The sequence below is a fragment of the Pseudomonas sp. HMSC057H01 genome (assembly GCF_001836405.1).
In the GTDB taxonomy this organism is placed as follows: Bacteria; Pseudomonadota; Gammaproteobacteria; order Pseudomonadales; family Pseudomonadaceae; genus Pseudomonas; species Pseudomonas aeruginosa.
The window spans coordinates 252,214-276,097 of sequence record NZ_KV828379.1 but is presented as its reverse complement, the minus strand read 5'-3'; the positions used below and the strand labels follow the sequence as shown (position 1 = coordinate 276,097).

General features: G+C 66.0%; 17 protein-coding genes. 13 read left to right on the top strand and 4 right to left on the bottom strand.

What is annotated here, in order from left to right; genetic code table 11:
- Positions 1-10: 10 nt before the first annotated feature.
- Both HMPREF2581_RS01690 and HMPREF2581_RS01685 read right to left on the bottom strand, forming a co-directional pair.
- The gene (locus HMPREF2581_RS01690; protein ID WP_003092633.1) at positions 11-697 is read right to left on the bottom strand and encodes a cyclic di-GMP-binding domain-containing protein, MshE-related; all 687 of its coding nucleotides are present in this window, start codon (positions 695-697) and stop codon (positions 11-13) included.
- 112 nt (positions 698-809) lie between these two features.
- Positions 810-2,645, bottom strand: coding sequence for a cation:proton antiporter (locus HMPREF2581_RS01685; protein ID WP_003137934.1), 1,836 nt, complete (start codon positions 2,643-2,645; stop codon positions 810-812).
- 214 nt (positions 2,646-2,859) lie between these two features.
- Between HMPREF2581_RS01685 and xerD the strand changes: the two genes are divergently transcribed.
- The 4 genes from xerD (at position 2,860) to thrC (ending at position 7,591) form a co-directional block, all read left to right on the top strand.
- Positions 2,860-3,756 (top strand): site-specific tyrosine recombinase XerD, encoded by an 897-nt coding sequence (gene xerD, locus HMPREF2581_RS01680; RefSeq protein ID WP_003092629.1) that lies wholly within the window; start codon positions 2,860-2,862, stop codon positions 3,754-3,756.
- Between the two features lie 126 nt (positions 3,757-3,882).
- The gene (gene dsbC, locus HMPREF2581_RS01675) at positions 3,883-4,611 is read left to right on the top strand and encodes a bifunctional protein-disulfide isomerase/oxidoreductase DsbC (RefSeq protein WP_003092626.1); all 729 of its coding nucleotides are present in this window, start codon (positions 3,883-3,885) and stop codon (positions 4,609-4,611) included.
- 213 nt (positions 4,612-4,824) lie between these two features.
- Positions 4,825-6,129 (top strand): homoserine dehydrogenase, encoded by a 1,305-nt coding sequence (locus HMPREF2581_RS01670; RefSeq protein WP_003100657.1) that lies wholly within the window; start codon positions 4,825-4,827, stop codon positions 6,127-6,129.
- Between the two features lie 52 nt (positions 6,130-6,181).
- Positions 6,182-7,591 carry a threonine synthase gene (thrC, locus tag HMPREF2581_RS01665; RefSeq protein ID WP_003092622.1) on the top strand — a complete coding sequence of 470 codons (1,410 nt, stop codon included), beginning with the start codon at positions 6,182-6,184 and terminating at the stop codon, positions 7,589-7,591.
- A 53-nt stretch (positions 7,592-7,644) separates the two neighbouring features.
- Here thrC and HMPREF2581_RS01660 read toward each other — a convergent pair whose 3' ends face one another.
- Positions 7,645-8,655, bottom strand: coding sequence for a poly(ethylene terephthalate) hydrolase family protein (locus tag HMPREF2581_RS01660; RefSeq protein WP_016254282.1), 1,011 nt, complete (start codon positions 8,653-8,655; stop codon positions 7,645-7,647).
- Between the two features lie 306 nt (positions 8,656-8,961).
- On the opposite strand from HMPREF2581_RS01660, the gene HMPREF2581_RS01655 reads away from it, so the two are divergent.
- The gene (locus tag HMPREF2581_RS01655; protein WP_003092618.1) at positions 8,962-9,246 is read left to right on the top strand and encodes a DUF3509 domain-containing protein; all 285 of its coding nucleotides are present in this window, start codon (positions 8,962-8,964) and stop codon (positions 9,244-9,246) included.
- Between the two features lie 186 nt (positions 9,247-9,432).
- Here the strand turns inward: HMPREF2581_RS01655 and HMPREF2581_RS01650 are convergent, their stop codons facing one another.
- The gene (locus HMPREF2581_RS01650; RefSeq protein WP_003137937.1) at positions 9,433-10,662 is read right to left on the bottom strand and encodes a CaiB/BaiF CoA transferase family protein; all 1,230 of its coding nucleotides are present in this window, start codon (positions 10,660-10,662) and stop codon (positions 9,433-9,435) included.
- 304 nt (positions 10,663-10,966) lie between these two features.
- Between HMPREF2581_RS01650 and HMPREF2581_RS01645 the strand changes: the two genes are divergently transcribed.
- The 8 genes from HMPREF2581_RS01645 to recJ all read left to right on the top strand — a co-directional run bounded on the left by HMPREF2581_RS01645 (position 10,967) and on the right by recJ (position 23,602).
- Positions 10,967-11,587, top strand: coding sequence for a biofilm formation regulator BacA (locus HMPREF2581_RS01645; protein ID WP_003092612.1), 621 nt, complete (start codon positions 10,967-10,969; stop codon positions 11,585-11,587).
- Positions 11,588-11,601: 14 nt separating this feature from the next.
- The gene (locus tag HMPREF2581_RS01640) at positions 11,602-12,297 is read left to right on the top strand and encodes a PspA/IM30 family protein (protein WP_003137939.1); all 696 of its coding nucleotides are present in this window, start codon (positions 11,602-11,604) and stop codon (positions 12,295-12,297) included.
- Positions 12,298-12,352: 55 nt separating this feature from the next.
- A complete protein-coding gene (locus tag HMPREF2581_RS01635) occupies positions 12,353-12,994 on the top strand; it encodes an OB-fold-containig protein (RefSeq protein WP_003092607.1) in 642 nt (213 codons plus the stop codon).
- A 35-nt stretch (positions 12,995-13,029) separates the two neighbouring features.
- Positions 13,030-15,096, top strand: a complete 2,067-nt coding sequence (locus tag HMPREF2581_RS01630; RefSeq protein ID WP_003137942.1) for a flotillin family protein — start codon at positions 13,030-13,032, stop codon at positions 15,094-15,096.
- A gap of 149 nt (positions 15,097-15,245) precedes the next feature.
- Positions 15,246-20,486, top strand: coding sequence for a DNA repair ATPase (locus HMPREF2581_RS01625; protein ID WP_003137944.1), 5,241 nt, complete (start codon positions 15,246-15,248; stop codon positions 20,484-20,486).
- Between the two features lie 18 nt (positions 20,487-20,504).
- Entirely contained in the window at positions 20,505-21,197 is a 693-nt protein-coding gene (locus HMPREF2581_RS01620; protein WP_003092598.1) for a phospholipase D-like domain-containing protein, read from the top strand.
- Positions 21,198-21,303: 106 nt separating this feature from the next.
- On the top strand, positions 21,304-21,843 hold the full coding sequence (locus HMPREF2581_RS01615) for a YaeQ family protein (protein WP_003092594.1): 540 nt from the start codon (positions 21,304-21,306) through the stop codon (positions 21,841-21,843).
- A 43-nt stretch (positions 21,844-21,886) separates the two neighbouring features.
- The gene (recJ, locus tag HMPREF2581_RS01610) at positions 21,887-23,602 is read left to right on the top strand and encodes a single-stranded-DNA-specific exonuclease RecJ (RefSeq protein WP_003092592.1); all 1,716 of its coding nucleotides are present in this window, start codon (positions 21,887-21,889) and stop codon (positions 23,600-23,602) included.
- Positions 23,603-23,884: the final 282 nt, after the last annotated feature.

Sequence of the window (23,884 nt, the reverse complement as noted above, 5' to 3'; positions counted from 1 at the left end):
TGGGTTGGGATCAGGGCCGCAGGCTGATCTTCAGGGAAGCCTGGGACAGGTCGATCTGTTGCAGGCTGACACTGCCGAACGTCTGCTCGCGCGGCGCGCCGGCAATGCGGATATTGTCGAAGCGCACCTCGCCGATACTGCTCGGCAGGCGCAGGTTGACCGAGCCGTCGGGGTTGAGCGTGCTTTGCGTCTTGCCGGTTTCGTAGCGAACGTCGCTCATCGAGGTTTCCGCCTCCAGGCTGTCGAGCACCGGCATCACCAGCTTCGCCAGTTGCTTCACCGCGGCCAGGCCGTCGCCGCCCTCGGCCTTCAGGAACAGGCCCTCGAGGCTTTCGTTGAGGCCCTGGGCGTTGACGTTGCTCATCTCGACGTCGGTCAGCGGACGCAGGTTCTTCGGCAATTCCTGGCGGCTCATGGCCGCTGGCGGCTGCATGCGCTGGATGTCGGCGCTGGCCATCTGGAACGGACTGAGCAGGGCGGCGACCAGGGTCGCGGCCAGGCGCAGGTTGGTCTGCTTCTTCAGCGCCTTCTTCAGTTGCCGTTCGCTCAGCAGGCCCTGCTCGATCAGGGTTTCGCCCAGGCGCTTGTGGTTGCTCAACTGCGCCTGGATCGCGGCGTCCAGTTGGGCGGCGCTAATCAGCCCCTTGTTGATCAGGATCTGGCCCAGGCGGGAATGTTGTTGATTGGACATGGTCATGGCCTGATGAAAAAAGAGGATGATGGCTAGATGCAATCATCCTCTTCGTGGGCTTCGTTTGTCACCCAACCTTGGATAGGGTGACGACGGTCTTTCGTCGGTTCGTTGAAGTCTAGTCGGCGATTTCCGTGGCCTGCGACTTGCTGACTGACGGTTCCGCCTCGATCAGCGACAGCAGCGTCCAGCCGGTGCCCGGCGCCAGCGTGGACTGTGGCGTGGCGACGTGCATCCTGCCGTTCGGATCGCGGGCGAACAGCAGGGTCGCGGACTCGCCGTGCAGCGCCTGGTAGTCGTTCCAGCCGAAGGTGTCGGTGAGCAGGGTGGTGCGGATTTCGGCGCCGCGCGACAGCAGGCTGGCGAACTGCGCGTAGGTCAGCGGTCGCTGGCCAAGCGGGCGGCCACGGTGTTCGTCGCTGGAGCGGTGCTTGTCGGTACGCTTGGCTTCCTGGCTGGTCGGCAGGCCGAACAACTGGCGATGGCCGAACTCGTGGCGGAAGCGCATGGCCGCCAGGGTGTTCAGCTCGCCGGCCGGAGAAACCCCCAGCAAATGCCCGATGCCGACCAGGTCGAGGTGGGCTTCGGCGTGCTGCGAGGTGGGATTGCCGAAATAGGTGGGCAGGTTGTCCATGCGGGCGGCGCGGATGTTTTCCCAGCTCGAATCAGTCAGCAGCACGCGGCTGCCGAGGCTCTTCAGGGCCTTGCCGATGGCGCGCCCGACCGGATTGGCGCCGACGATCAGGTAGCCGCTGGGCGAGGGCTCGGCGACCTTCAGCAGGCGCGCCAGGGGGCGGGCGGTGGCGCTTTGCAGAACCACCGTGCCGATGATCACCAGGAAGGTCAGCGGCACCAGCAGCGCCGCCTGGGCATGGCCTTCGGCGCTCAGGCGGATGGCGAAGATCGCCGAGACCGCCGCGGCGACGATCCCGCGCGGGGCGATCCAGCTGAGCAGGGCGCGCTCGCGCCAGCTCAGCGGCGAACCCCAGGTCGACAGCGCCACGTTCAGCGGCCGGGCGACGAACTGGATCAGCAGCAGCACCAGCAGCGCCGCCGGGCCCAGGCCGAGCAGGGCATTGATGTCCAGGCGCGCGGCCAGGAGGATGAACAGGCCGGAAATCAGCAGGACGCTGAGGTTTTCCTTGAAGTGCAGGATCTGCCGTACGTCGACGCCCTTCATGTTGGCCAGGCCCATGCCCATCAGGGTGACGGCGAGCAGTCCGGATTCGTGCATCACCCGGTTCGAGGCGATGAATACGCCCAGCACCGCGGCCAGCGTCGCCAGGTTGTGCAGGTAGTCCGGCAGCCAGTGGCGGCGTAGGACGATGCCCAGCGCCCAGCCGCCGAGGATGCCGAACAGGCTGCCGCAGAGGATCACCCCGCCGAAGGTCTGCAGGCTGTGCAGCCAGCCTTCGCCTTCGCCGCTGGAGATGATGAAGCTGTACACCACTACTGCCAGCAGGGCGCCGATGGGATCGATGACGATGCCTTCCCAGCGCAGGATGTTCGCCACCGCGGCCTTGGGCCGGACCACCCGCAGCATCGGGACGATCACCGTGGGCCCGGTGACCAGGGTCAGGGTGCCGAACAGCAGGGCCATTTCCCAGCTGAAGTCGAGCAGGTAGTGGGCGGCCAGGGCGATCACGCCCCAGGTCGAGAGCGCGCCGATGGTCACCATTCGGTGCACCACGGTGCCGATTTCCTTCCATTCGCTGAAATGCAGGGTCAGGCTGCCCTCGAAGAGGATCAGCGCCACTGCCAGGGATACCAGTGGGAACAGCAGGGGGCCGAACATCTCGTCCGGATCGAGCCAGCCGAGCAGGGGGCCGGCGACGATCCCGGACAGCAGCAGGAAAAGAATGGCTGGCAGGCGCAGGCGCCAGGCCAGCCATTGACTGAGCAGGGCGGCGGCACCGATGCCGCCGAGGGCGAGCAGGATAGCGTTCTGGTCCATCGAGGATTCCTTGTCAGCGTCGCTCCGCTCGTCCTGAGCCGGGGCGAACCATCGAGCCACATGGCTCCGCTTTTTCCCGCGGGCACGGGAAGCCGGCCGACCTCCTGTCGACCGGCCTGACTAACCATTACGTGGCGATGACGGCCAACGCTCGCGATAGCGCCCAGGCTATGAAAGACTAGCCGCGCTTTCATTTGGTTCGCAGCCTTCATCCATGAGTACCCTCGAACATCCCCTGATCGACCGTTTCCTCGATGCCCTGTGGCTGGAAAAAGGCCTTGCCGACAACACCCGCGAGGCTTATCGCAACGACCTCCAGCAGTTCAACGCCTGGCTCGATGGCCGCGGGCTGCGCCTGGAGGGCATCGGCCGCGACGCCATCCTCGATCACCTGGCCTGGCGCCTGGAACAGGGCTACAAGGCTCGCTCGACCGCGCGCTTCCTCTCCGGCCTGCGTGGCTTCTACCGCTATTGCCTGCGCGATGGCCTGATCGCCGAGGATCCCACCTTGCAGGTGGACCTGCCGCAACTGGGCAAGCCGTTGCCGAAATCCCTCTCCGAAGCGGACGTCGAGGCATTGCTGGCGGCGCCGGAAGTCGACGACCCGCTGGGCCTGCGCGATCGCACCATGCTCGAAGTGCTGTATGCCTGCGGCCTGCGGGTCAGCGAACTGGTCGGCCTGACCCTGGAGCAGGTCAACCTGCGCCAGGGCGTGGTCAAGGTCTTCGGCAAGGGCAGCAAGGAGCGCCTGGTGCCGCTCGGCGAGGAAGCCATCGGCTGGCTCGAACGCTACCTGCGCGAGGCGCGCGGCGACCTGCTCGGCGGGCGGCCCAGCGACGTGCTGTTCCCCAGCCTGCGCGGCGAACAGATGACCCGCCAGACCTTCTGGCATCGCATCAAGCATCACGCGCAGGTGGCGGCGATCGGTACGTCGATTTCGCCGCACACCCTGCGCCACGCCTTCGCCACCCACCTGCTCAACCATGGCGCCGACCTGCGGGTGGTGCAGATGCTGCTCGGCCACAGCGACCTGTCGACCACCCAGATCTATACCCATATCGCCCGGGCCCGCCTCCAGGATCTGCACGCACGCCACCACCCGCGAGGCTGACGCTTTGTCCGAAAAATCCGTACCTACCCGAAAAGAGGCGCTTTCGTAGCGTTCTGCGACAAGCGTCGGGCCCGTCGGGATAGCGGTCTATGGTAGGCTTCGCCGACCGCACGACAGGAGTGACACATGCGCGTGACCCGTTTTCTGGCTGCTGCCGCCCTCGGCCTGATGAGTACCCTGGCCCTGGCAGACAATGCCGATCAGAACATCCGCAAGACCCTGCAGGCCCTGCAACCGGACCTGCCCATCGACTCCATCGCCAGCAGCCCGCTGCAGGGGCTCTACCAGGTGCAGCTGAAGGGCGGCCGGGTGCTCTACGCCAGCGCCGACGGCCAGTTCGTCATGCAGGGCTACCTCTACCAGGTGAAGGACGGCAAGCCGGTCAACCTGACCGAGAAGGCCGAGAGCCAGGCGATCGCCAAGGCGATCAACGGCGTGCCCGCCAGCGAGATGGTGGTGTATCCGGCCAAGGGCCAGGCCAAGGCGCACATCACGGTGTTCACCGATACCACCTGCCCGTACTGCCAGAAGCTGCATGCCGAGGTGCCGGACCTGACCGAGCAGGGGATCGAGGTGCGCTACATGGCGTTCCCGCGGCAGGGGCCGCAGTCGGCGGGCGACAAGCAACTGCAGGCGGTCTGGTGTGCGAAGGAGCCGACCAAGGCGATGGACGCCATGATGAACGGCAAGGAGATCAAGTCTTCCGAGTGCAAGAACCCGGTCGACAAGCAGTTCCAGATGGGCCAGATGGTCGGGGTGCAGGGAACGCCGGCGATCGTCCTCGCCAACGGCCAGTTGCTCCCCGGCTACCAGCCGGCCAAGCAGTTGGCCAAGCTGGCGCTGGAGGCCAAATAGCGCCGGGTCTGCCGAACAATTGACTAATAAAGAGCCGCTTCGTAATGTGCGGCTCTTTTGTTTTCATCATTGGCGATTTCCGTCGCCCGCTGGCGGAATCCATCGCCAGGATGTGTCGTGGCCCGTACAGTGGTCGCGTCAACCTCGATTCGATCGGGGAACCATAGCAGGCCGGCGCGTCCGGCCGTCGTAGGTGAGATGGGGAGTTCCAGCGTGAAACCGGTCAAAGTAGGCATCTGTGGGTTGGGGACCGTCGGTGGCGGTACCTTCAATGTACTCAAACGCAACGCCGAGGAGATTGCCCGCCGTGCCGGGCGCGGTATCGAGGTTGCGCAGATCGCCGCCCGCCGGCCGAACCCGAAGTGCGATACCGGTGCGACCCCCATCACCGCCGATATCTTCGACGTAGCGTGCAATCCCGAGATCGACGTGGTCGTCGAGTTGATCGGCGGCTACACCCTGGCCCACGAGCTGGTGCTCAAGGCCATCGAGAACGGCAAGCACGTGGTCACCGCGAACAAGGCGCTGATCGCCGTGCACGGCAACGAGATCTTCGCCAAGGCCCGCGAGAAGGGCGTGATCGTCGCCTTCGAGGCCGCTGTCGCCGGCGGCATCCCGGTGATCAAGGCGATCCGCGAGGGGCTGTCGGCTAACCGCATCAACTGGCTGGCCGGGATCATCAACGGTACCGGCAACTTCATCCTCAGCGAAATGCGCGAGAAGGGCCGTACCTTCCCCGACGTGCTCGCCGAGGCCCAGGCCCTGGGCTATGCCGAGGCCGACCCGACCTTCGACGTGGAAGGCATCGACGCCGCCCACAAGCTGACCATCCTCGCCTCGATCGCCTTCGGCATTCCGCTGCAGTTCGACAAGGCCTACACCGAAGGCATCTCGAAACTGACCAGCGCCGACGTCAACTACGCCGACGCCCTCGGCTATCGCATCAAGCACCTGGGCGTGGCGCGTCGCACCGAGAGCGGCTTCGAGCTGCGCGTGCACCCGACCCTGATTCCCTCGGATCGCCTGATCGCCAACGTCAACGGCGTGATGAACGCGGTGATGGTCAACGGCGACGCCGTCGGCTCGACCCTCTACTACGGCGCCGGTGCCGGCATGGAGCCGACCGCTTCCTCGGTGGTGGCCGACCTCGTCGACGTGGTCCGCGCCATGACCTCCGATCCGGAGAACCGCGTACCGCACCTGGCATTCCAGCCGGACGCGCTGTCCGACCACCCGATCCTGCCGATCGAAGCCTGCGAAAGCGCCTACTACCTGCGCATCCAGGCCAAAGACCACCCGGGCGTACTGGCCCAGGTGGCCACCATCCTGTCCGAGCGCGGCATCAACATCGAATCGATCATGCAGAAGGAGGCCGAGGAACAGGACGGCCTGGTGCCGATGATCCTGGTTACCCACCGGGTCATCGAACAACGCATCAACGATGCCATCGCCGCCCTGGAAGCGCTGGAAGGCGTGTCCGGGCCGGTGGTCCGTATCCGTGTCGAACAACTGAATTGATCGAACGCCGGGCGCCGTTCGCGGGCCCGCGTCAACAGCGAAGGTTTTGAACATGCGTTACATCAGCACCCGCGGCCAAGCGCCCGCCCTGAACTTCGAAGATGTCCTCCTCGCCGGCCTGGCCAGCGACGGCGGCCTCTACGTCCCGGAAAACCTGCCACGCTTCACCCTCGAGGAGATCGCCTCCTGGGTCGGCCTGCCCTACCACGAGCTGGCCTTCCGGGTGATGCGCCCGTTCGTCGCCGGCAGCATCGCCGATGCCGACTTCAAGAAGATCCTCGAGGAAACCTATGGCGTCTTCGCCCATGACGCAGTGGCGCCGCTGCGCCAGTTGAACGGCAACGAATGGGTGCTGGAGCTGTTCCACGGCCCGACCCTGGCCTTCAAGGACTTCGCCCTGCAACTGCTCGGCCGCCTGCTCGACCATGTGCTGGCCAAGCGCGGCGAGCGCGTGGTGATCATGGGGGCCACCTCCGGCGATACCGGCTCCGCGGCCATCGAAGGCTGCCGCCGTTGCGACAACGTCGACATCTTCATCATGCACCCGCACAACCGCGTGTCCGAGGTGCAGCGCCGGCAGATGACCACCATCCTCGGCGACAACATCCACAACATCGCCATCGAAGGCAACTTCGATGACTGCCAGGAGATGGTCAAGGCCAGCTTCGCCGACCAGGGCTTCCTCAAGGGTACCCGCCTGGTAGCGGTGAACTCGATCAACTGGGCGCGGATCATGGCCCAGATCGTCTACTACTTCCATGCCGCGCTGCAGCTCGGCGCGCCGCATCGCTCGGTGGCGTTCTCGGTGCCGACCGGCAACTTCGGCGACATCTTCGCCGGCTACCTGGCGCGCAACATGGGCCTGCCGGTCAGCCAGCTGATCGTCGCGACCAACCGCAACGACATCCTGCACCGCTTCATGAGCGGCAACCGCTACGACAAGGACACCCTGCATCCCTCGCTGTCGCCGTCGATGGATATCATGGTCTCGTCCAACTTCGAACGCCTGCTGTTCGACCTGCACGGCCGCAACGGCAAGGCCGTCGCCGAACTGCTGGATGCCTTCAAGGCCAGCGGCAAGCTGTCGGTGGAAGACCAGCGCTGGACCGAGGCGCGCAAGCTGTTCGACTCCCTGGCGGTCAGCGACGAGCAGACCTGCGAGACCATCGCCGAGGTATACCGCTCCTGTGGCGAGTTGCTCGACCCGCACACCGCCATTGGCGTGCGTGCCGCACGCGAATGCCGGCGCAGCCTGAGCGTGCCGATGGTGACCCTGGGCACTGCGCATCCGGTCAAGTTCCCCGAAGCGGTGGAGAAGGCCGGCATCGGCCAGGCGCCGGCGCTGCCTGCGCACCTCGCCGACCTGTTCGAGCGCGAGGAGCGCTGCACCGTATTGCCGAACGAGCTGGCCAAGGTACAGGCTTTCGTCAGCCAGCACGGCAATCGCGGCAAGCCGCTCTGAGCCTGTCGTGAAAGGAAAAAGCCCGCCTTGATGGCGGGCTTTTTCATGTCTTCTCAAAGGGCGGCGGCGAGTTTGTTGCGCGAGGGGCGGAGCAGTCTCAGCGGATCGTTGAACTGGATGTCGCTGGCCAGCTTGTAGTAGCGCCCGACGAAATAGTCGCGGGCCTGGGCATCGTTCTTTCCCTGGTACAGCGCCCAGGCGACGCTGATGCCGGCGAACTCGTTGTACTCGATCTGTCGCAGCGGGCTGAAGTGGGTCGCCGTGGTGGCCGTGGCGCCCCAGGCGGGCACGTCGCGGATCAACGGGCCCTGCCAGAGGATCGGCCAACTGAGCGGCGGCACGACCACATCGGCCAGTCCGGTCAGCAGCAGGGTCGGGGTCTTTACCGTGGAACCGATGGCCAGGGGGCCTGGCTCGATCGGCAGGGCGCCGACCAGCTTCAACCGTGGCTCGATGAGTTGCAGGGCTTGTGCAGAGAGGCTGGCGCTCTGCAGCGTGGCCTGGCCGCCGGCGGAGTGCCCGGCGACCAGCGTCCGGGAAAAGTCGGCCCGGCCATGCAGGGCCGAGGCCGGGTCCCTGTCCAGTTTCGCGACCTCGAGGATGCCGAGGGCGTGCATCAGCGGGAAGGAGTTGATGAAGTCGGAAGAGATCACCACGATGAAGCCGTGGCTGGCCCATAGCTTCATCAGTTCGTGATAGTTGCCGGCGTTGGAAAGTATGCCGCCGACGAAGGTGATGACCGGAAGCTTGGCGTCGGACGCGGCGATGTCCGCCGGATAGTAGACGCTGGTACTGATCGGGCTGGCGAAGCCATAGGGGAAAGCCTCGTTGCAGCGGATCGAGCCGTCCAGCAGGACGATCCTGGCGATGGTCCCGACGAAGCCACGGCAATCGGCGAGCACGGCGGTGCTGGCGATCTCGGTGTCGGCGACCGGACGCGCGTACTGGTCGTTGGCCAGGCCGACGGCGCCGAACAGTAGTGAGCCCTGTGCCGTGCCGGCGGCGAATGCCAGCGCGAGGATGAAGGCGCGCCAGGCGCCGCGGGGGGATGCGAAGGCAGTCATGAGATCCTCGCTGTTCGACACGCAGGGGGAAGTCTCGTTGTTACTGCCTGACGGACGCGCCGGATACTGCAATTTCAAGCAGGTGAAGGCGTTGCGCGAGGGTGGGATGGTTGGAGTTTTTCCCGGTGCTTTCCTTATAGCGGGCTGATCGTTGCGTTGGCCTGGCTCAGCTCGAATGGCTATTTGCGCCGGCTCGTGGCCTTTCGCCAGATGCTGCCGTTAGTCCGGTAAATGCTTGCATCGACGAACCCTATTCGCGTTTTTTCGGTCTTTGACGAGTCTTATCGTCGAAACAGGAGACCTGATTTGGACAGCCTGAAGCAACGACTGGCCGATGCCTTCGCTCCCCATCCCTTCACCCTCAGCCAGCCCCGGCCCGATGGCGGACGGGTGGTCACGCTGGTCGATCCGCAGGGGGAAACCCTGTTGCAGCGGGTCATCGCCAAGGTGCAGTTGAACGACGAAAGCTATCTCGAGGATGCCGTGCAGACCATTCGCCGGGAATTGCAGGTGCTGGTCGGGCGGATGGAGGAAGACGTGCTGGCGACCTTCCGCGAGCGGGATCACGTGCTGCTGTATTCGTCGCGCTAGCGCCGTCTCGTTCGACGGCGCGTTGCGCATCGGGCGGTCAGGCCGAAGGCGCGCGTCGGTGCAGCGGCTCTTGCCGGATGGCGCCATGCTCGTGGAAGCGTGCGGATAACCCCCTCTCCCTTGCTGGATAGGGGGAGAGGGGGCCGCTCTGTCCGCGGAGCACCGATGAAGGGCTCCGCGTACCGTTCAGATGGCGCCTTCCCGGCGCAGGGTGGCGATGCGCTCGCTGTCGTAGCCCAGGTCGGCGAGCAGGGCATCGGTATGCTCGCCCAGTTCCGGGCCTACCCAATCCGCCGAGCCTGGCGTGGCGGACAGCTTGGGCACGATGCCAGGCATACGGAACGGCTTGCCGTCCGGCAAGCGTGCCGAGAGGAACATCTCGCGGGCAAGGAATTGCGGATCGCGGAACATGTCTTCGGCGGAGTAGATGCGGCTGGCCGGGACTTCGGCTCGCGCCAGCACCGCCAGCACTTCCTCCAGGGGCTGCGAGGCGACCCAGCGGTCGATAACCCCATAGAGTTCGTCGCGGCGCGCATCGCGCCCGTCGTTGCTGGCCAGTCGCGGGTCGCTGGCCAGGTCGTCGCGGCCGATGGCCTGCATGAAGCGGCGGAAGATCGCGTCGCCGTTGGCGCCGATCTGTACGTGGCGGCCATCGGCGCTGGTGTGGATGGAGGAGGGGGTGATGCCCGGCATGATGTTGCCGGTGCGCTCGCGGATGAAACCGAACACGTCGAATTCCGGAACCATGCTTTCCATCATGGCGAAGATCGCCTCGTAGAGGGCGACGTCGACCATCTGACCCTCTCCGCCGTTGACCTCGCGGTGTCGCAGCGCCATCAGCGCGCCGATCACGCCCCACAGGGCGGCGATCGAGTCGCCGATGGAAATCCCGGTGCGAACCGGCGGGCGGTCCTCGAAGCCGGTAATGTAGCGCAGTCCGCCCATCGACTCGCCGACCGCGCCGAAGCCCGGCTGGTCCTTGTAGGGGCCGGTCTGGCCGAAGCCCGACAGGCGCACCATCACCAGGCGCGGGTTCAGCGCGTGGAGGACATCCCAGCCCAGGCCGAGCTTTTCCAGTACGCCGGGGCGGAAGTTCTCGATCAGGATGTCGGCATCGCCGAGCAGGCGTTTCAGGATCGCCTGGCCCTCGGCGTGCTTGAGATTGAGGGTCAGGGATTTCTTGTTGCGTGCCTGAACGAACCACCACAGCGAGGTGCCTTCGTAGAGCTTGCGCCACTTGCGCAGTGGGTCGCCGCCGTCGGGCGACTCGATCTTGATCACTTCGGCGCCGAACTCGGCGCAGATCCGCGAGGCGAAAGGGCCGGCGATCAGGGTGCCGAGCTCGACCACCTTCAGGCCGGCCAGCGGTTTGGGCGAATGTTCCATGCGGTGTCCGTCAGGCTGCAGTGTGCGCATAGCCTAGAGCATTTGCCGGCGGTGCGGGCGGGTGCCGCGGTAGGGTGAGACGTTTCCCGTTTTTTCCCGATATGCCCGGCGGTCCTTCAATTCCTTTTGCATAGAGGGTTTAATGCGGGAGTCGATACAGGATGTAGCGCGCCAGACACCGAGCCAGGGAGGCCCCTCGTGCCATTTCTTTCTCTCTTTCCTCCCCGTGTTTCTTTTCCATGCTCCGGCCGGCCCGGCGTAGATATGCGCGTGCGTTGGATTTTATTACATGTGAGCTGTTGAAATCTTACATGTGATCTCGTAGTGTGAGTCCATGCAACGGAAATCATCAGCCCATTATCAGCGTGTCTTTCGCCAGCGCCTGCGCGAGCAGGGCCTGGTGAAGAAGGAAGTCTGGATCTTGCCGGAGAACGCCGCGGCGCTCGCCGGCATCGAGCGGATGCTGCGTCGCCCGGCTGCCGGAGCGGCTCATTTGGAGAAGGAGGAAGACATGACGGAAGCCCGGGTATGGAACGCTCGCTCGCTGGCCGAGGCCCTGAGCGGCACCGAGCTGTTCAGCAGCGGCGAGGCCCAGATCGAGCTGATCGAGGGGGCGGAAGCGAGTCTCTATGTGATCATGCGCGAATACGGCGACCTGCCGGTGTTCGTCGCGCCCCAGGGCGAGCAGATCATCGTCGAGGCGCTGCTCTGGCCGGAAAGCGACGTTACCGACGCGACCGCCTTCAACGAAGAGGTCCTGCTCAGCCGGCAACTGTTCCCGCTGTCGAGCATCGGCCTGCTCAACCTGCCGGGCGAGGAGCGCTGCTACAGCATGTTCGGCGCGTTGAGCACGACTTCGTCGCTGGCCAGCGTGCTGCACGAAATCGAAACCCTGGCCGGCAACGTGATCCGCGCCACGGAAGTCTACGCCGGCTACCTGAAAGCCCGGGCCTGAGGGAGGACACCATCATGACGGTATGGAGCAAGCTGCTGAGCGCCCTGCGCGGCGGAGCCAACGAGGTTGGCGAGGCGATCGTCGACAGCCAGGCGCTGCGCATCCTCGACCAGGAGATCCGCGACGCCGACATCGAACTGCGCAAGTCGCGGGAAGCGCTGGCCTCGATCATGGCCCGCCACCGCCTGGCCCAGGAGCGCGTCGAGAAGGGCGCGGCCCAGGTCGCCGAGTACGAGCAATACGCGATCAAGGCACTGGAGGCCGGCAACGAGGAGCTGGCCCGGGAAGTCGCGGAGAAGATCGCGACCCTGGAGAACCAGCTTGAGGGCGAGCGTGCCCAGGTCGCGGAATTCGCCGCCAGCGTAGCCCAGTTGCGCAAGTCGGTGAGCCAGGCCGAAGGCAACATCCGCCAGCTCAAGCAACAGGTGGATACGGTCAAGGCCACCGAGAGCGTGCAGAAGGCGCAGATGGCCGTTGCCCAGCGCTACGGCAACTCGAAGAGCAAGCTGCAGACCGCGGTGGACTCCCTGGAGCGGATCAAGCAGCGCCAGGCCGAACGCGCGGCGACCATGGATGCCGCGGCCGAACTGGCCAGCGCGGCGGCGCCGGACGATGCGCTGGACGCCAAGCTGCGCGCGGCCGGGATCAAGGCCTCGGGCAACAGCGTGGATGGCGTGCTGGCGCGCCTGAAGGAAAAGGGCAAGGCCTGATAGGCCCGCGGCCCGGCGAAGGCGTCCGGGCCCGTTTTTCAGGGATAGAGCGACAATGGAAGGTTTCCTGCAGACGGCGCTGTCGTTTCCGACCGTGCTGTTCAGCTTTCTTCTGATCCTCGCGATCATCTACTGGGGCATCGTCGCCCTGGGCATGGTCGAGATCGATGTGCTCGATCTCGACGCCGAGTCGGTCGTCGATGGCGCCGGCCAGGCCGAAGGCCTCGCCGCGCTGCTGGCGAAGCTGAAACTCAACGGCGTACCGGTCACCCTGGTGCTGACCCTGCTGTCCTTCTTCGCCTGGTTCCTCTGTTACTTCGTCCAGTTGTGGCTGCTCAGCGCATTGTCGCTCGGCTGGCTGCGCTACCCGTTGGGCGCCGTGGTGGCGGTGGGCGCGCTGTTCCTGGCGGCGCCGCTGGCGGCCACGCTGTGCCGGCCGTTGCGGCCGCTGTTCCGCAAGCTGGAAAGCACCAGCAGCAAGTCGGTGCTGGGCCAGGTCGCGGTGGTGCGCAGCGGGCGGGTCACCCTGCAACATGGCGAGGCGTTGCTGGAAGACGGCGGCGCCGGGCTGATCCTGAAAGTTCGTGCGGAAGAAAACAAAGGCTTCAAGCGCGGCGATCGCGTCGTGCTGCTGGAGTACCTGGAGGCGGAGCACGCCTATCGGGTCGTTACCGAGGAAGAGTTCCGCGGTATCTGACCCGGGCTCGGTGAGAATCAAGGAGAACTGCTGCTATGGATATGACGTCGTTGATGCCCCTCCTGCTGGGAGTGGGCCTGGTCGTTCTGCTGGTCGTGGGCCTGCTGGCCCTGTTCAAGGCCTTCTACATCAAGGTCCCGCAAGGCACCGCGCTGATCGTCAACGACATGTCGTCGACGCCCAAGGTGCATTTCACCGGTGCGCTGGTCTATCCGGTGATCCACCTGAAGGAGTTCATGCGCATCTCGCTGATCACCCTGGAGGTCGACCGGCGCGGCAAGGACGGCCTGATCTGCCGCGACAACATGCGCGCGGACATCACCGTTGCCTTCTACCTGCGGGTCAACGAGACCCAGGACGACGTGCTCAAGGTGGCCAAGGCCATCGGCGTCGACCGTGCTTCCGACCGTTCGGCGGTGAACGAGCTGTTCAATGCCAAGTTCTCCGAGGCGCTGAAGACCGTCGGCAAGCAGTTCGACTTCGTCCAGCTGTTCGAGAATCGCCAGGACTTCCGTGACCGCATCATCGAGGTGATCGGCAACGACCTGAACGGCTACGTCCTGGAAGACGTCGCCATCGACTACCTGGAGCAGACCGCGAAGAACTCGCTGGACCCGAGCAACATCCTCGATGCCGAGGGCATCCGCAAGATCACCGAGCTGACCGCCACCCAGAACGTCATCACCAACGAACTGGAGCGCAACGAAGAGCTGGCGATCAAGAAGAAGAACGTCGAGACCCGCGAGGCGGCCCTGGCCCTGGAGCGCCAGCAGGCTGACGCCGAGGCCCGGCAGAAGCGCGAGATCGAGACCATCCGTGCCCGCGAGGAAGCGGAAACCGCGCGGGTCAAGGAAGAAGAGCGGCTGAAGGCCGAGCAGGCGCGGATCCAGGCGCAGCAGGAAATCGACGTGCGCACCGAGAACCACCAGCGCGAGGTCGAGGTGGCGCAGCAGAACCGCCAGCGCGCGGTGGTCATCGAGGTGGAGAAGGTCACCCGCGCCAAGGACCTGGAGATCGTCGCCCGCGAGCGTGAGGTGGAGCTGCAGAAGATCGAGAAGGAAAAGGCGCTGGAAGAGCAGCGCAAGAACATCGCCAATGTGATTCGCGAGCGCGTCGCGGTGGAAAAGACCGTGGCCCAGGAGGAGGAGCGGATCAAGGAGGTGCGCGAGGTTTCCGAGGCCGAGCGGGTCAAGCAGGTGATCCTGCTGCAGGCCCAGGCGGAAGCCGAGCAGGAGCTGGTACGCCAGGTCAAGCAGGCGGAAGCCGACGAGGCCCGCTCCAAGCACAAGGCGGTGGAAATCAACACCATGGCGCAGGCCGAGCTGGAAGCGGCGTCGAAGCAGGCCGAGGCGAAGAAGCGTCTGGCCGAGGGCGTCGAGGCCGAGCGCGCAGCGCCGGGCCTGGCCGATGCGCGGGTGCTGGAAGTCACCGCTGCGGCTAAGGAAAAGGATGGCTTGGCAGCGGCGCGGGTACGTGCCGAACAACTGATCGCCGAAGCCAGGGGCGACGAGGAGCGCGGCCTGGCCGACGCCCGGGTGCTCGAGGCGCAGGCCGCAGCCAAGGAGAAGGACGGCCTGGCCGAAGCCAAGGTGCTGGCCGAGAAGCTCGGCGCCCAGGCGCGCGGCGAGGAGCAGCTCGGCGCGGCCAAGGCCAAGGCCACCAAGGACCAGGGCAGCGCGGAAGCGGAAGTACTGCTGCAGCGCCTGAATGCCGAGGCTGAGGGGCTTGGCAAGAAGTTCGGCGCCCTGGATGCCCTCAGCGACAGCGCTCGCCAGCACGAAGAGTTCCGCATGCAGCTGGAGAAGAGCTTCGAGGAGGCCATGGCGGCCATCGCCGCGAACAAGGACATCGCCAAGGACCAGGCCGAGGTGCTCGCCACCGCGCTGGGCAAGGCGAACATCGAGATCGTCGGCGGCGAGGGCGACTTCTTCAACTCCTTCGCCAAGTCGCTGTCGGTGGGCAAGGCCATCGAAGGTGTGGTCGGCAAGAGCCCGGTGGTGCAGGACGTCCTCGCCCGTCTGCTCAACGGCCGTGGCGCAGCCGCTGCGGTGGTGCCGGAACGCAAGAGCGGCCACGAGAACGAGCCGGCGGCGGAAGTCTGAGCCGACCCGCAGCCTCCTCCGCCAACTGCGGAGGCGTTCCGCCCGCGCCTTGAGCGGCGCAGCCCCTGGCGTGGCCTGTTGGCTGCGCCCGGGGCAGGCCGCTCGGGCCGGTTTCCATCGATGACCGCCGTAGACCCAGGAAGACCAGGATGTCGGACACTCAAGCCGCAACTCCCGCGCAGGACGTATTGGACAAGGCCGTTGCCGAGGGCGGCGCCTACGAGGTGCTGCACAAGCGCCTGCTGGAGCAGGGCCAGCGCCTGCGGCAGACCGCCGAAAGGCTCAACGCCAGTCGCCTGGAGGAGTTCGGCGACAGCCAGATGGATGTGATCGGCCGGGTCCGCATCCGTACCGAAAACAACTGCATCGCCCGCGATATCGTCCAGGTCGGCGATTGCCTGCTGTTCGGCTACAACGTGTTCATCGGCCTGCGCAAGGAAACCGGCGTGGCCGACGTGTTCTCCCTCTACCGCCTGGTGGAGGGCAGCGAAGGCTACGAGGCGGAGCCTGTGCCACTGGGGGACAGCTTTCTCGCCGCGCCGGGCTTCGTCAACGACTTCAACGAGCTTTACACCTACTACAAGAACACCCGCCTGCTGCAATTGGCGATCCGCGACGGCAAGCTGCTGGCCAGCTTCCAGATCGGCGAGCGGATCACCGACATCCGCGTGTTCCGCTGGTCGATCTCCAGCGACGGCAGCGAAGTCCGCTACATCGACAACCGCGGCGAGCGCGACATCGCCTTGCCGGCACCGTTCGACTTCGAATGGCAGCGGGCTACCCGCGAGATGGTGGTGGAGGGCCGTTTCCCGCACCTGAACATCCTCGACACCCTGTTCGTCGAGACCATCGGTGGCGACCTGACCATCAAGGTCGAGAACAACACCGAGGTCGGCCTGGGCATCTATCGCGAAGAGGTGATGGACAAGACCCAGTCGCTGGACGACGCGCAGGTTGAATTCGCCCGCCTCGGCAGCCTGCTGCTGCTCAAGGTCCTGCCCTATCGCGAAGAGCAGTGGCGCTACCTGGTGTTCAACAGCCTGACCGGCAAGGTCGAGCGCATCGACGCCATCGGCCTGGCCTGCATCCAGTTGCCGGAGGACCACGGGATCATCTTCCCCGGCGGCTACTACCTGCAGAACGGCGAGTACCGCACCTTCGAGCAATCCATGGAAGGCATGCGCTTCAAGCGCTCGGTACGCTCGCCCAACGGCGAGGACGTGCAGTACGTTTTCTACCATCCCGAGCAGGGGCGGAACGTGCTGCTCACCTACAACCTGATCAACCGCCAGTTGCAGAATCCGCTGTTCGGCCACGGCTACGCGCGCCTGGAGGACGGACGCATGGTGATCTTCGCCGCCGAAGGCGAGGAACCGACCCGCATCCATCCGATGCAGGTCTGGCAGACGCCGTTCTGCACCGAGGAGTACGCGGCCCGCCAACCGGCGCGTAGCGGTTTCCTCGGGCGGATCGGCAATGCCGAGCTGGTGCGCGGCGTCTCCGACCTCTACGACCTGTGCCGGGAGATCGAGACTCCGGCAGTTTCGATCCAGCGCTACTCGCTGCTGTGCCAGAACACCCAGCGCCTGTTCGACGTCTACCACTGGCTCGGCAGCGACCAACTGGACGGCTTGGCGCCGCTGTTGCGCGAAGTGGCGGCGACCGCCGAGCTGGTGCTCGACGAATACGAGAAGGTCGAGAGTATCCGCCGCCAGTCGGCCCAGGCGATGGTCGACGCGGAGGAGCGGCACAAGGCGCTGCTCTCCGGCTTGCTGCCCGACGGCTGGGACCGGGTGCAGCAGTTCGTCGACGGGCTCAACGGCATCACCGCCCAGCGTGGCTTGCTGCTGACCATCCGCGAGTACCGCTACATCGACGTGGCGCGACTCGACGCCATGGAGGCCGAACTGCTCGCGGCCCACGAGCGGGTGGCCGCCGCCACTGCGACCTTCCTCGCCAGCGAACAGGCCCTGCAGCCCTTGCTGGAGCGCCTGCAGAGCCTCGATGGCGAGGCGCAGAAAGCCGAGACCGTGGCCCAGCTCGGCGAGCCGCTGGCGGCCCTGGAGGCGATGGCTGGCGACCTCGACATGCTGTCCTCGCTGATGGCTTCGCTGCGCATCGACGACGCGACCCAGCGGACCCGCATCATCGAGTCGATCTCGGAGATCTACGCCCGCCTGAACCAGGCCAAGGCGCGCGCCGAGCAGCGGCGCAAGGGGCTCGGTTCGAGCGAGACCGTAGCCCAGTTCGGTGCCCAGTTCAAACTCTTCGGCCAGGGCATCACCAACGCCCTGGCCCAGGCCCAGGACCCCGAGCGCTGCGACGAGCAACTGTCACGCCTGCTGGTGCAACTGGAGGAACTGGAAAGCCAGTTCGGCGACCATGAGCAGTTCCTCGGCGACATCCTGGCCAAGCGCGAGGAGCTGCTGGAAACCTTCGAGGCGCACAAGCAGACCCTGCTCGACGAGCGCCAGCGCAAGGCCCAGGGATTGCTCGACGCCGCCCGGCGAATCCTCGACAGCCTGCAACGACGCACCGCGCGCTTCACCCAGGCGGAGGAACTGAACGCGTTCTTCGCCGCCGACCCGCTGATCCTCAAGTTGCGCGAACTGGCCGAACGTCTTCGCGAATTGAAGGACAGCGTCAAGGCCGACGACGTCGAGGCGCGCCTGAAGGCCGCGCGCGACCAGGCGGTCCGCGCATTGCGCGACAAGAGCGAGCTGTTCGAGGAGGGCGGCGACGTCATTCGCCTGGGCCCGCGCCACCGCTTCAGCGTCAACACCCAGGAACTCGACCTGACCCTGATGCCGCGAGGCGACGCGCTGTACCTGCACCTGACCGGCACCGATTTCCTCGAACCGCTGCAGGACCCGCGGCTCGATGAGTTGCGCGGGTTCTGGCAGGTGAACCTGGAGTCCGAATCGGAGACGCTGTACCGCGCCGAATATCTCGCCGGCGAAGTGCTCGCCGCCGCCGACGCGGGCCGCGATGGCTTCAGCCTGGAGCGCTTGCAGGCGCTGCTGGCGCAGCCGGACGAGCTGGCGCGGGCGATCCGCGATTTCGCCGCGCCGCGCTACAAGGAGGGCTACGAGAAAGGTATTCACGACCACGATGCGGCGGCGATCCTGGTTCGCCTGCTGCCATTGCGCGAGAGTGCCGGACTGCTGCGTTACGCGCCTTCGGCGAGGGCCTTCGCCAGCCTGTTCTGGAGCCGCCGGCGCGAGGAGCGGGAAGTCGCCGGCTGGCCCGAGCGGGCACGCAGCAGCCGCAGCATCCAGCAGATGTTCGGTCGTGACGACGGCCTGCTCGCCCTTCGCGGCGAAGTGGCCTCGGCGATGCGTGCGCTGCTCGCCGAACAGCCTATCGCGCTGGACCCGCAGCATATCGACGAGGCGGCCGAGTACCTGGTCTGGGAATTGTCCGCCGAGCGTCCCGAATTCACCTTCAGCAAATATGCCCGGCAATTGCAGGAAGGACTCAAGCTGCGCCTGCAAGGCGCGCGTCTATGGGACGACTACCGGCAGACCCTGGGGCGTCTCGGCGAGCGGCCCGCCGCCCAGTGGGAACTGGCCGGCAACTGGCTGCGCGGACTATGTGGCGACGCCGAGTTCCAACCGCTGGCGGCCTACCTGGACGAGGCGGTGGCGCTCTCGTTGCTGGACGAGGAGATGCCACAACGGATCACCGAGGTCGACCTGCGCTTCCAGGTCGACGGCCTGATGGGCGAGCATCCGCGCATCGTCGAACGCGGCCTGGCGCTGGCGGTGGACGACTTCTTCGGCCGCCTGCGTCGCCATCGCCAGCAGTTCCTGCCAGGCTTGCGGCGCTACCAGGCGCTGCGCCAGGAGATCGTCGAGCGCGAACGCGAGGCATTGCGCCTGGCCGAGTTCAAGCCACGACCGCTGTCCTCGTTCGTTCGCAACAAGCTGATCAATGACGTCTACCTGGGTGTCATCGGCGACAACCTGGCCAAGCAGATGGGGACGGTGGGCGAGAACAAGCGCACCGACCTGATGGGCCTGCTGATGCTGATCTCCCCGCCAGGCTACGGCAAGACCACCCTGATGGAGTACGTGGCGCACCGCCTGGGGCTGATCTTCATGAAGATCAACGGTCCTGCCCTCGGCCACGAGGTGCGCTCGCTCGACCCCGGGCAGGCGCCGGACGCGACTTCGCGGCAGGAACTGGAGAAGCTCAACCTGGCGCTGGAGATGGGCAACAACGTGATGCTCTATGTCGATGACATCCAGCACACCCATCCGGAGTTCCTGCAGAAGTTCATCTCCCTCTGCGACGGCACGCGCCGGGTGGAAGGGGTGTGGAAGGGCCGGACCAAGACCTACGACATGCGTGGGCGGAAGTTCTGCGTGGTGATGGCGGGCAACCCCTACACCGAGTCCGGCGAGGTCTTCCGCATTCCCGACATGCTCGCCAACCGCGCCGACATCTACAACCTCGGCGACACCCTCAGCGGCATGCAGGAGGCGTTCTCCCTCAGCTACATCGAGAACGCCCTGACCTCCAACCCGGTTCTCGCGCCGCTGGCCACCCGCGACATGGCCGACGTCTATCGCTTCGTCGCCAAGGCCGAGGGCAAGCCGTTCTCCAGCAACGAGCTGGCCCACGGCTACAGCGGTGCCGAGATCAACGAGATCAGCAGCACCCTGCAACGCCTCATGCAGGTGCGCGACGTGGTGCTCAAGGTCAACCAGCAGTACATCGCCAGCGCCGCCCAGGCCGACCAGTACCGCAGCGAGCCGCCGTTCAAGCTGCAGGGCAGCTACCGCAACATGAACAAGATGGCGGAGAAGATCTCCGCGGTGATGAACGATGCCGAGCTGCTGCAACTGATCGCCGACCACTACCAGGGCGAGTCGCAACTGCTGACCACCGGAGCCGAGGAGAACCTGCTGAAGCTCGCCGAACTGCGCGGCAACCAGAGCCCCGAGCAGGCCGAGCGCTGGGCGCAGATCAAGCGTGACTTCCTGCGCAACAAGTCCATGGGCGGCAGCGACGCCGACGTCGGCGGACGGCTGGTGGCGCAGCTCAACGATCTGGTGGAAAGCGTCCGTGGCCTGGCTCGCGAACCCCAGCCGGTACAACCGGCGCCCTGGGACGAGTTGCTGGCTGGATTGCGCCAACTCGGCCAGGGCGCGCCGGCGCTGAACGTCGAGGTGACGGCGCCTGCGCAGCCGGGCGTGCAGCAGGTGCTGGAGAGCCTTGCCGCCTGCCTGCAGGACAGTTTCCTGCCGCTGATCAAGGTGATGGACCGCAAGATCGACGTCGACCTGCGCACGCACAACCGCATCAACGAGATATCCAGCCGCCTCGACGAACTGGGCCGGTTGCTGGGCGGCGAGCAGAGGCCGCTGGAGAACGATCAACCCTGAGGACACGAGGAGCGGGAAATGGACTTCGACGGATTGGACCGCCAGCTGCGCGACAGCCTGGCCGACCTGAAGCTGAGCAACGAGGAACGGGACGAACTGCGCCAACTGGGCAGCGAGCTGGCGCCCGACCAGGTGCGTTTCCTGCGCAACCGTGCCTTCGACCTGGTGCGTGAGCTGGTCCTCGTGGAGGAGCAGGGCGAACGGATAGCCGCCCTGAAGTGGCTGGAGCAGGTGGTGCGCACCCTGGAGGTTACCGCGGCGGCGCCGCGCAGCCGCGCCAGCGCCTATTTCAGTCCCGGCGAGGAGTGTCGGCGGAAGATCCGCGAACTGTGCCGGCAGGCCAGGCAGAGCCTGGACATCTGCGTGTTCACCATCTCCGACGACCAGCTCAGTGCGGAAATCCTGGCCTGCCATCGGCGCGGTGTTCCGGTGCGGATCATCAGCGACGATGACAAGCAGTTCGACGAAGGCAGCGACATCCATGCGCTGCGCGAGGCCGGCGTGCCGCTGCGAATCGACGACAGTCCCTTCCACATGCACCACAAGTTCGCCCTGGTGGATGGCGCCTGGCTGCTCAACGGCAGTTTCAACTGGACCCGCAGCGCCAGCGTCAACAACGAAGAGAACCTGCTGGTAACCGACGACGCCGTGCTGATCGGCGCCTATCGGCGCGAATTCGAGGAACTCTGGGGCCGCTACGCCCCGCGCTGAGCGGCAGCGACGCGAGAAAGGCAGGGCAGGCGGTCGGCCGGCGGACCGCACGCGGGCGGGTTTCAGGTTAGACTTGCGCCCTTTCGCTTCCCACGCCGGTATTCCCATGGCCCTGCAATCCACGCCCTATAAAGCCGATATTTCCCTCACCGACCTGGACCGCGGGGTCTACGAGACGTTGCGCCTGACCGTGGCCCGGCACCCCTCCGAGACCGAGGAGCGCCTGGCCGTGCGCTTGCTGGCCTACGTGCTGTGGTACGGCGAGCAGATCGCCTTCGGGCGTGGCCTGTCGGACGTGGACGAACCGGCGCTCTGGGAAAAGAGCCTGGACGGCCGGGTCCTGCACTGGATCGAAGTCGGCCAGCCGGACGCCGAGCGCATCACCTGGTGCTCGCGTCGCTGCGAGCGCTTCAGCCTGCTCGCCTATGGCAACCTGCGGGTCTGGCAGACCAAGGTGCTGGACAGCGTGCGCAGCCTGAAGAACATCAACGTCGCGGCAGTGCCCCAGGAACCCCTGGAGAGCCTGTCCCGCGACCTGCCGCGTTCGATCAACTGGACCGTGATGATCAGCGAGGGCACCCTGTTCGTCACCGACGAGAACGGCCAGCACGAGTTGCAGCTGGAATGGCTGCAGGGCGAGCGTTGATCGCCGCCGCCGTTTCCTTCCGTCGAGCCGAACGAGTGACCTGATGCGTATCGAACCCCGCCCCCTGCCCGAAACCCTGCCCGATCTCGGCGACCTTCCGCCATTGCTGGCACGCCTGTACGCAGCTCGTGGCGTGCGTTGCGCCGAGGAGCTGGACAAGGGCCTGGCGCGGCTGATTCCCTTCCAGCGGCTGAAAGGCATCGAGGAGGGCGTGGCGCTGCTGGTGGATGCCCTGGAGGGCGGCCAGCGGATTCTCATCGTCGGCGACTTCGACGCCGACGGCGCCACCGCCAGCAGCGTCGGCGTGCTGGCCCTGCGCATGCTCGGCGCGGCCTGGGTCGATTACCTGGTGCCGAACCGCTTCGAGTACGGCTACGGCCTGACCCCGGAGATCGTCGGCGTGGCCCTGGAGAAGCGTCCCGACCTGCTGGTGACGGTGGACAACGGTATCTCCAGCGTGGACGGCGTCCAGGCGGCGAAAGCCGCGGGGCTCAAGGTGCTGGTCACCGACCACCACCTGCCTGGCCCGGAACTGCCGGCGGCGGATGCGATCATCAACCCCAACCAGCCGGGCTGCGAATTCCCCAGCAAGGCCATGGCCGGGGTCGGGGTGATCTTCTATGTGATGCTGGCGTTGCGGGCGCGCCTGCGCGAGCTGGACTGGTTCGCCCGGCGCGGGCTGAAGGAACCGAACCTCGCCGAGCTGCTCGACCTGGTGGCGCTGGGCAGCGTCGCCGATGTGGTGCCGCTCGATGCCAACAACCGCATCCTGGTCCACCAGGGCCTCGCGCGCATCCGCGCCGGCCGCGCCCGGCCGGGCTTGCGCGCGCTGCTGGAGGTGGCCGGGCGGCCTCCGGTACGGATCACCTCCACCGACCTGGGTTTCATCCTCGGTCCGCGCCTGAACGCGGCGGGTCGGCTCGACGACATGTCTCTCGGCATCGAATGCCTGCTCTGCGACGACGAAGCGCTGGCCCGCGACATGGCGGTGCAGCTCGACCAGTTGAACCAGGACCGCAAGGCCATCGAGCAGGGTATGCAGCGCGAGGCGCTGGCGCAGCTCAAGGAGCTGAGCCTGGAGCAACTGCCGTTCGGCTTGTGCCTGTTCGACGCCGACTGGCACCAGGGCGTGATCGGAATCCTCGCCTCGCGCCTGAAGGAGCGTTACCACCGGCCGACCATCGCCTTCGCCGACGCCGGCGACGGCAGCCTGAAAGGCTCGGCACGGTCGATTCCCGGCTTCCACATCCGCGACGCGCTGGACGCGGTAGCCGCCCGTCATCCCGGGCTGATCAGCAAGTTCGGCGGCCACGCGATGGCTGCCGGACTATCGTTGCCGCAGGAAAACTTCGGCGCTTTCTCCGCCGCCTTCGATGCCGAAGTACGCCGCCAACTGGCCGAGGAGGACCTGGCCGGGCGCCTGCTCTCCGATGGCCAGTTGAGCATCCAGGAGTTCCACCTGGAGCTGGCGCGCGCGTTGCGCCAGGCAGGTCCCTGGGGCCAGCACTTTCCCGAGCCGATGTTCCACGGGGTGTTCCAGCTGGTGCAGCAGCGGATCGTCGGCGAGCGTCACCTGAAGCTGGTGCTGAAAAGCGAATGCGGCTCGCTGCAACTGGATGGCATTGCCTTCAACATCGACCGCGAGCAGTGGCCCAACCCTACCGTGCGCTGGGCCGAGCTGGCCTACAAGCTCGACGTCAACGAATTCCGCGGCCAGGAAAGCGTGCAACTGATGATCGTCCACATGGCCCCTCGCTGAGCGCGTCCCGGGGCTGGGGGCAACCTAGCTGCCACCTGCTTTTCTGCTAGCTATTCCAGCGAAAACATACAGATTTCCGGCGAAATCAAGGCTACCTGCCAGTTCTGGCAGGTTTGGCCGCGGGTTCTTTTTGGTACACGAAAGCACCGTCGAAAACGGGACCGAGCCAGGGGAGTGCAGTTCCTTCTACCCGAAGGACTGATACGGCTGTTCCGATCAGCCCACAAGGCGGCGGTAAGCGTCGGCCGAGTACTTCGGCCTGAAAAAACCAGGAGAACTGAA

What these genes read in the sequence shown, in the direction of transcription:
- HMPREF2581_RS01685 (WP_003137934.1), bottom strand. Translation starts at nt 2,645, where the DNA reads ATGGACCAGAACGCTATCCTGCTCGCCCTCGGCGGCATCGGTGCCGCC.
- HMPREF2581_RS01690 (WP_003092633.1), bottom strand. Translation starts at nt 697, where the DNA reads ATGACCATGTCCAATCAACAACATTCCCGCCTGGGCCAGATCCTGATC.
- HMPREF2581_RS01640 (WP_003137939.1), top strand. Translation starts at nt 11,602, where the DNA reads ATGACGGTATGGAGCAAGCTGCTGAGCGCCCTGCGCGGCGGAGCCAAC.
- thrC (WP_003092622.1), top strand. Translation starts at nt 6,182, where the DNA reads ATGCGTTACATCAGCACCCGCGGCCAAGCGCCCGCCCTGAACTTCGAA.
- HMPREF2581_RS01635 (WP_003092607.1), top strand. Translation starts at nt 12,353, where the DNA reads ATGGAAGGTTTCCTGCAGACGGCGCTGTCGTTTCCGACCGTGCTGTTC.
- HMPREF2581_RS01660 (WP_016254282.1), bottom strand. Translation starts at nt 8,655, where the DNA reads ATGACTGCCTTCGCATCCCCCCGCGGCGCCTGGCGCGCCTTCATCCTC.
- recJ (WP_003092592.1), top strand. Translation starts at nt 21,887, where the DNA reads ATGCGTATCGAACCCCGCCCCCTGCCCGAAACCCTGCCCGATCTCGGC.
- HMPREF2581_RS01645 (WP_003092612.1), top strand. Translation starts at nt 10,967, where the DNA reads ATGCAACGGAAATCATCAGCCCATTATCAGCGTGTCTTTCGCCAGCGC.
- HMPREF2581_RS01615 (WP_003092594.1), top strand. Translation starts at nt 21,304, where the DNA reads ATGGCCCTGCAATCCACGCCCTATAAAGCCGATATTTCCCTCACCGAC.
- dsbC (WP_003092626.1), top strand. Translation starts at nt 3,883, where the DNA reads ATGCGCGTGACCCGTTTTCTGGCTGCTGCCGCCCTCGGCCTGATGAGT.
- xerD (WP_003092629.1), top strand. Translation starts at nt 2,860, where the DNA reads ATGAGTACCCTCGAACATCCCCTGATCGACCGTTTCCTCGATGCCCTG.
- HMPREF2581_RS01620 (WP_003092598.1), top strand. Translation starts at nt 20,505, where the DNA reads ATGGACTTCGACGGATTGGACCGCCAGCTGCGCGACAGCCTGGCCGAC.
- HMPREF2581_RS01625 (WP_003137944.1), top strand. Translation starts at nt 15,246, where the DNA reads ATGTCGGACACTCAAGCCGCAACTCCCGCGCAGGACGTATTGGACAAG.
- HMPREF2581_RS01630 (WP_003137942.1), top strand. Translation starts at nt 13,030, where the DNA reads ATGGATATGACGTCGTTGATGCCCCTCCTGCTGGGAGTGGGCCTGGTC.
- HMPREF2581_RS01650 (WP_003137937.1), bottom strand. Translation starts at nt 10,662, where the DNA reads ATGCGCACACTGCAGCCTGACGGACACCGCATGGAACATTCGCCCAAA.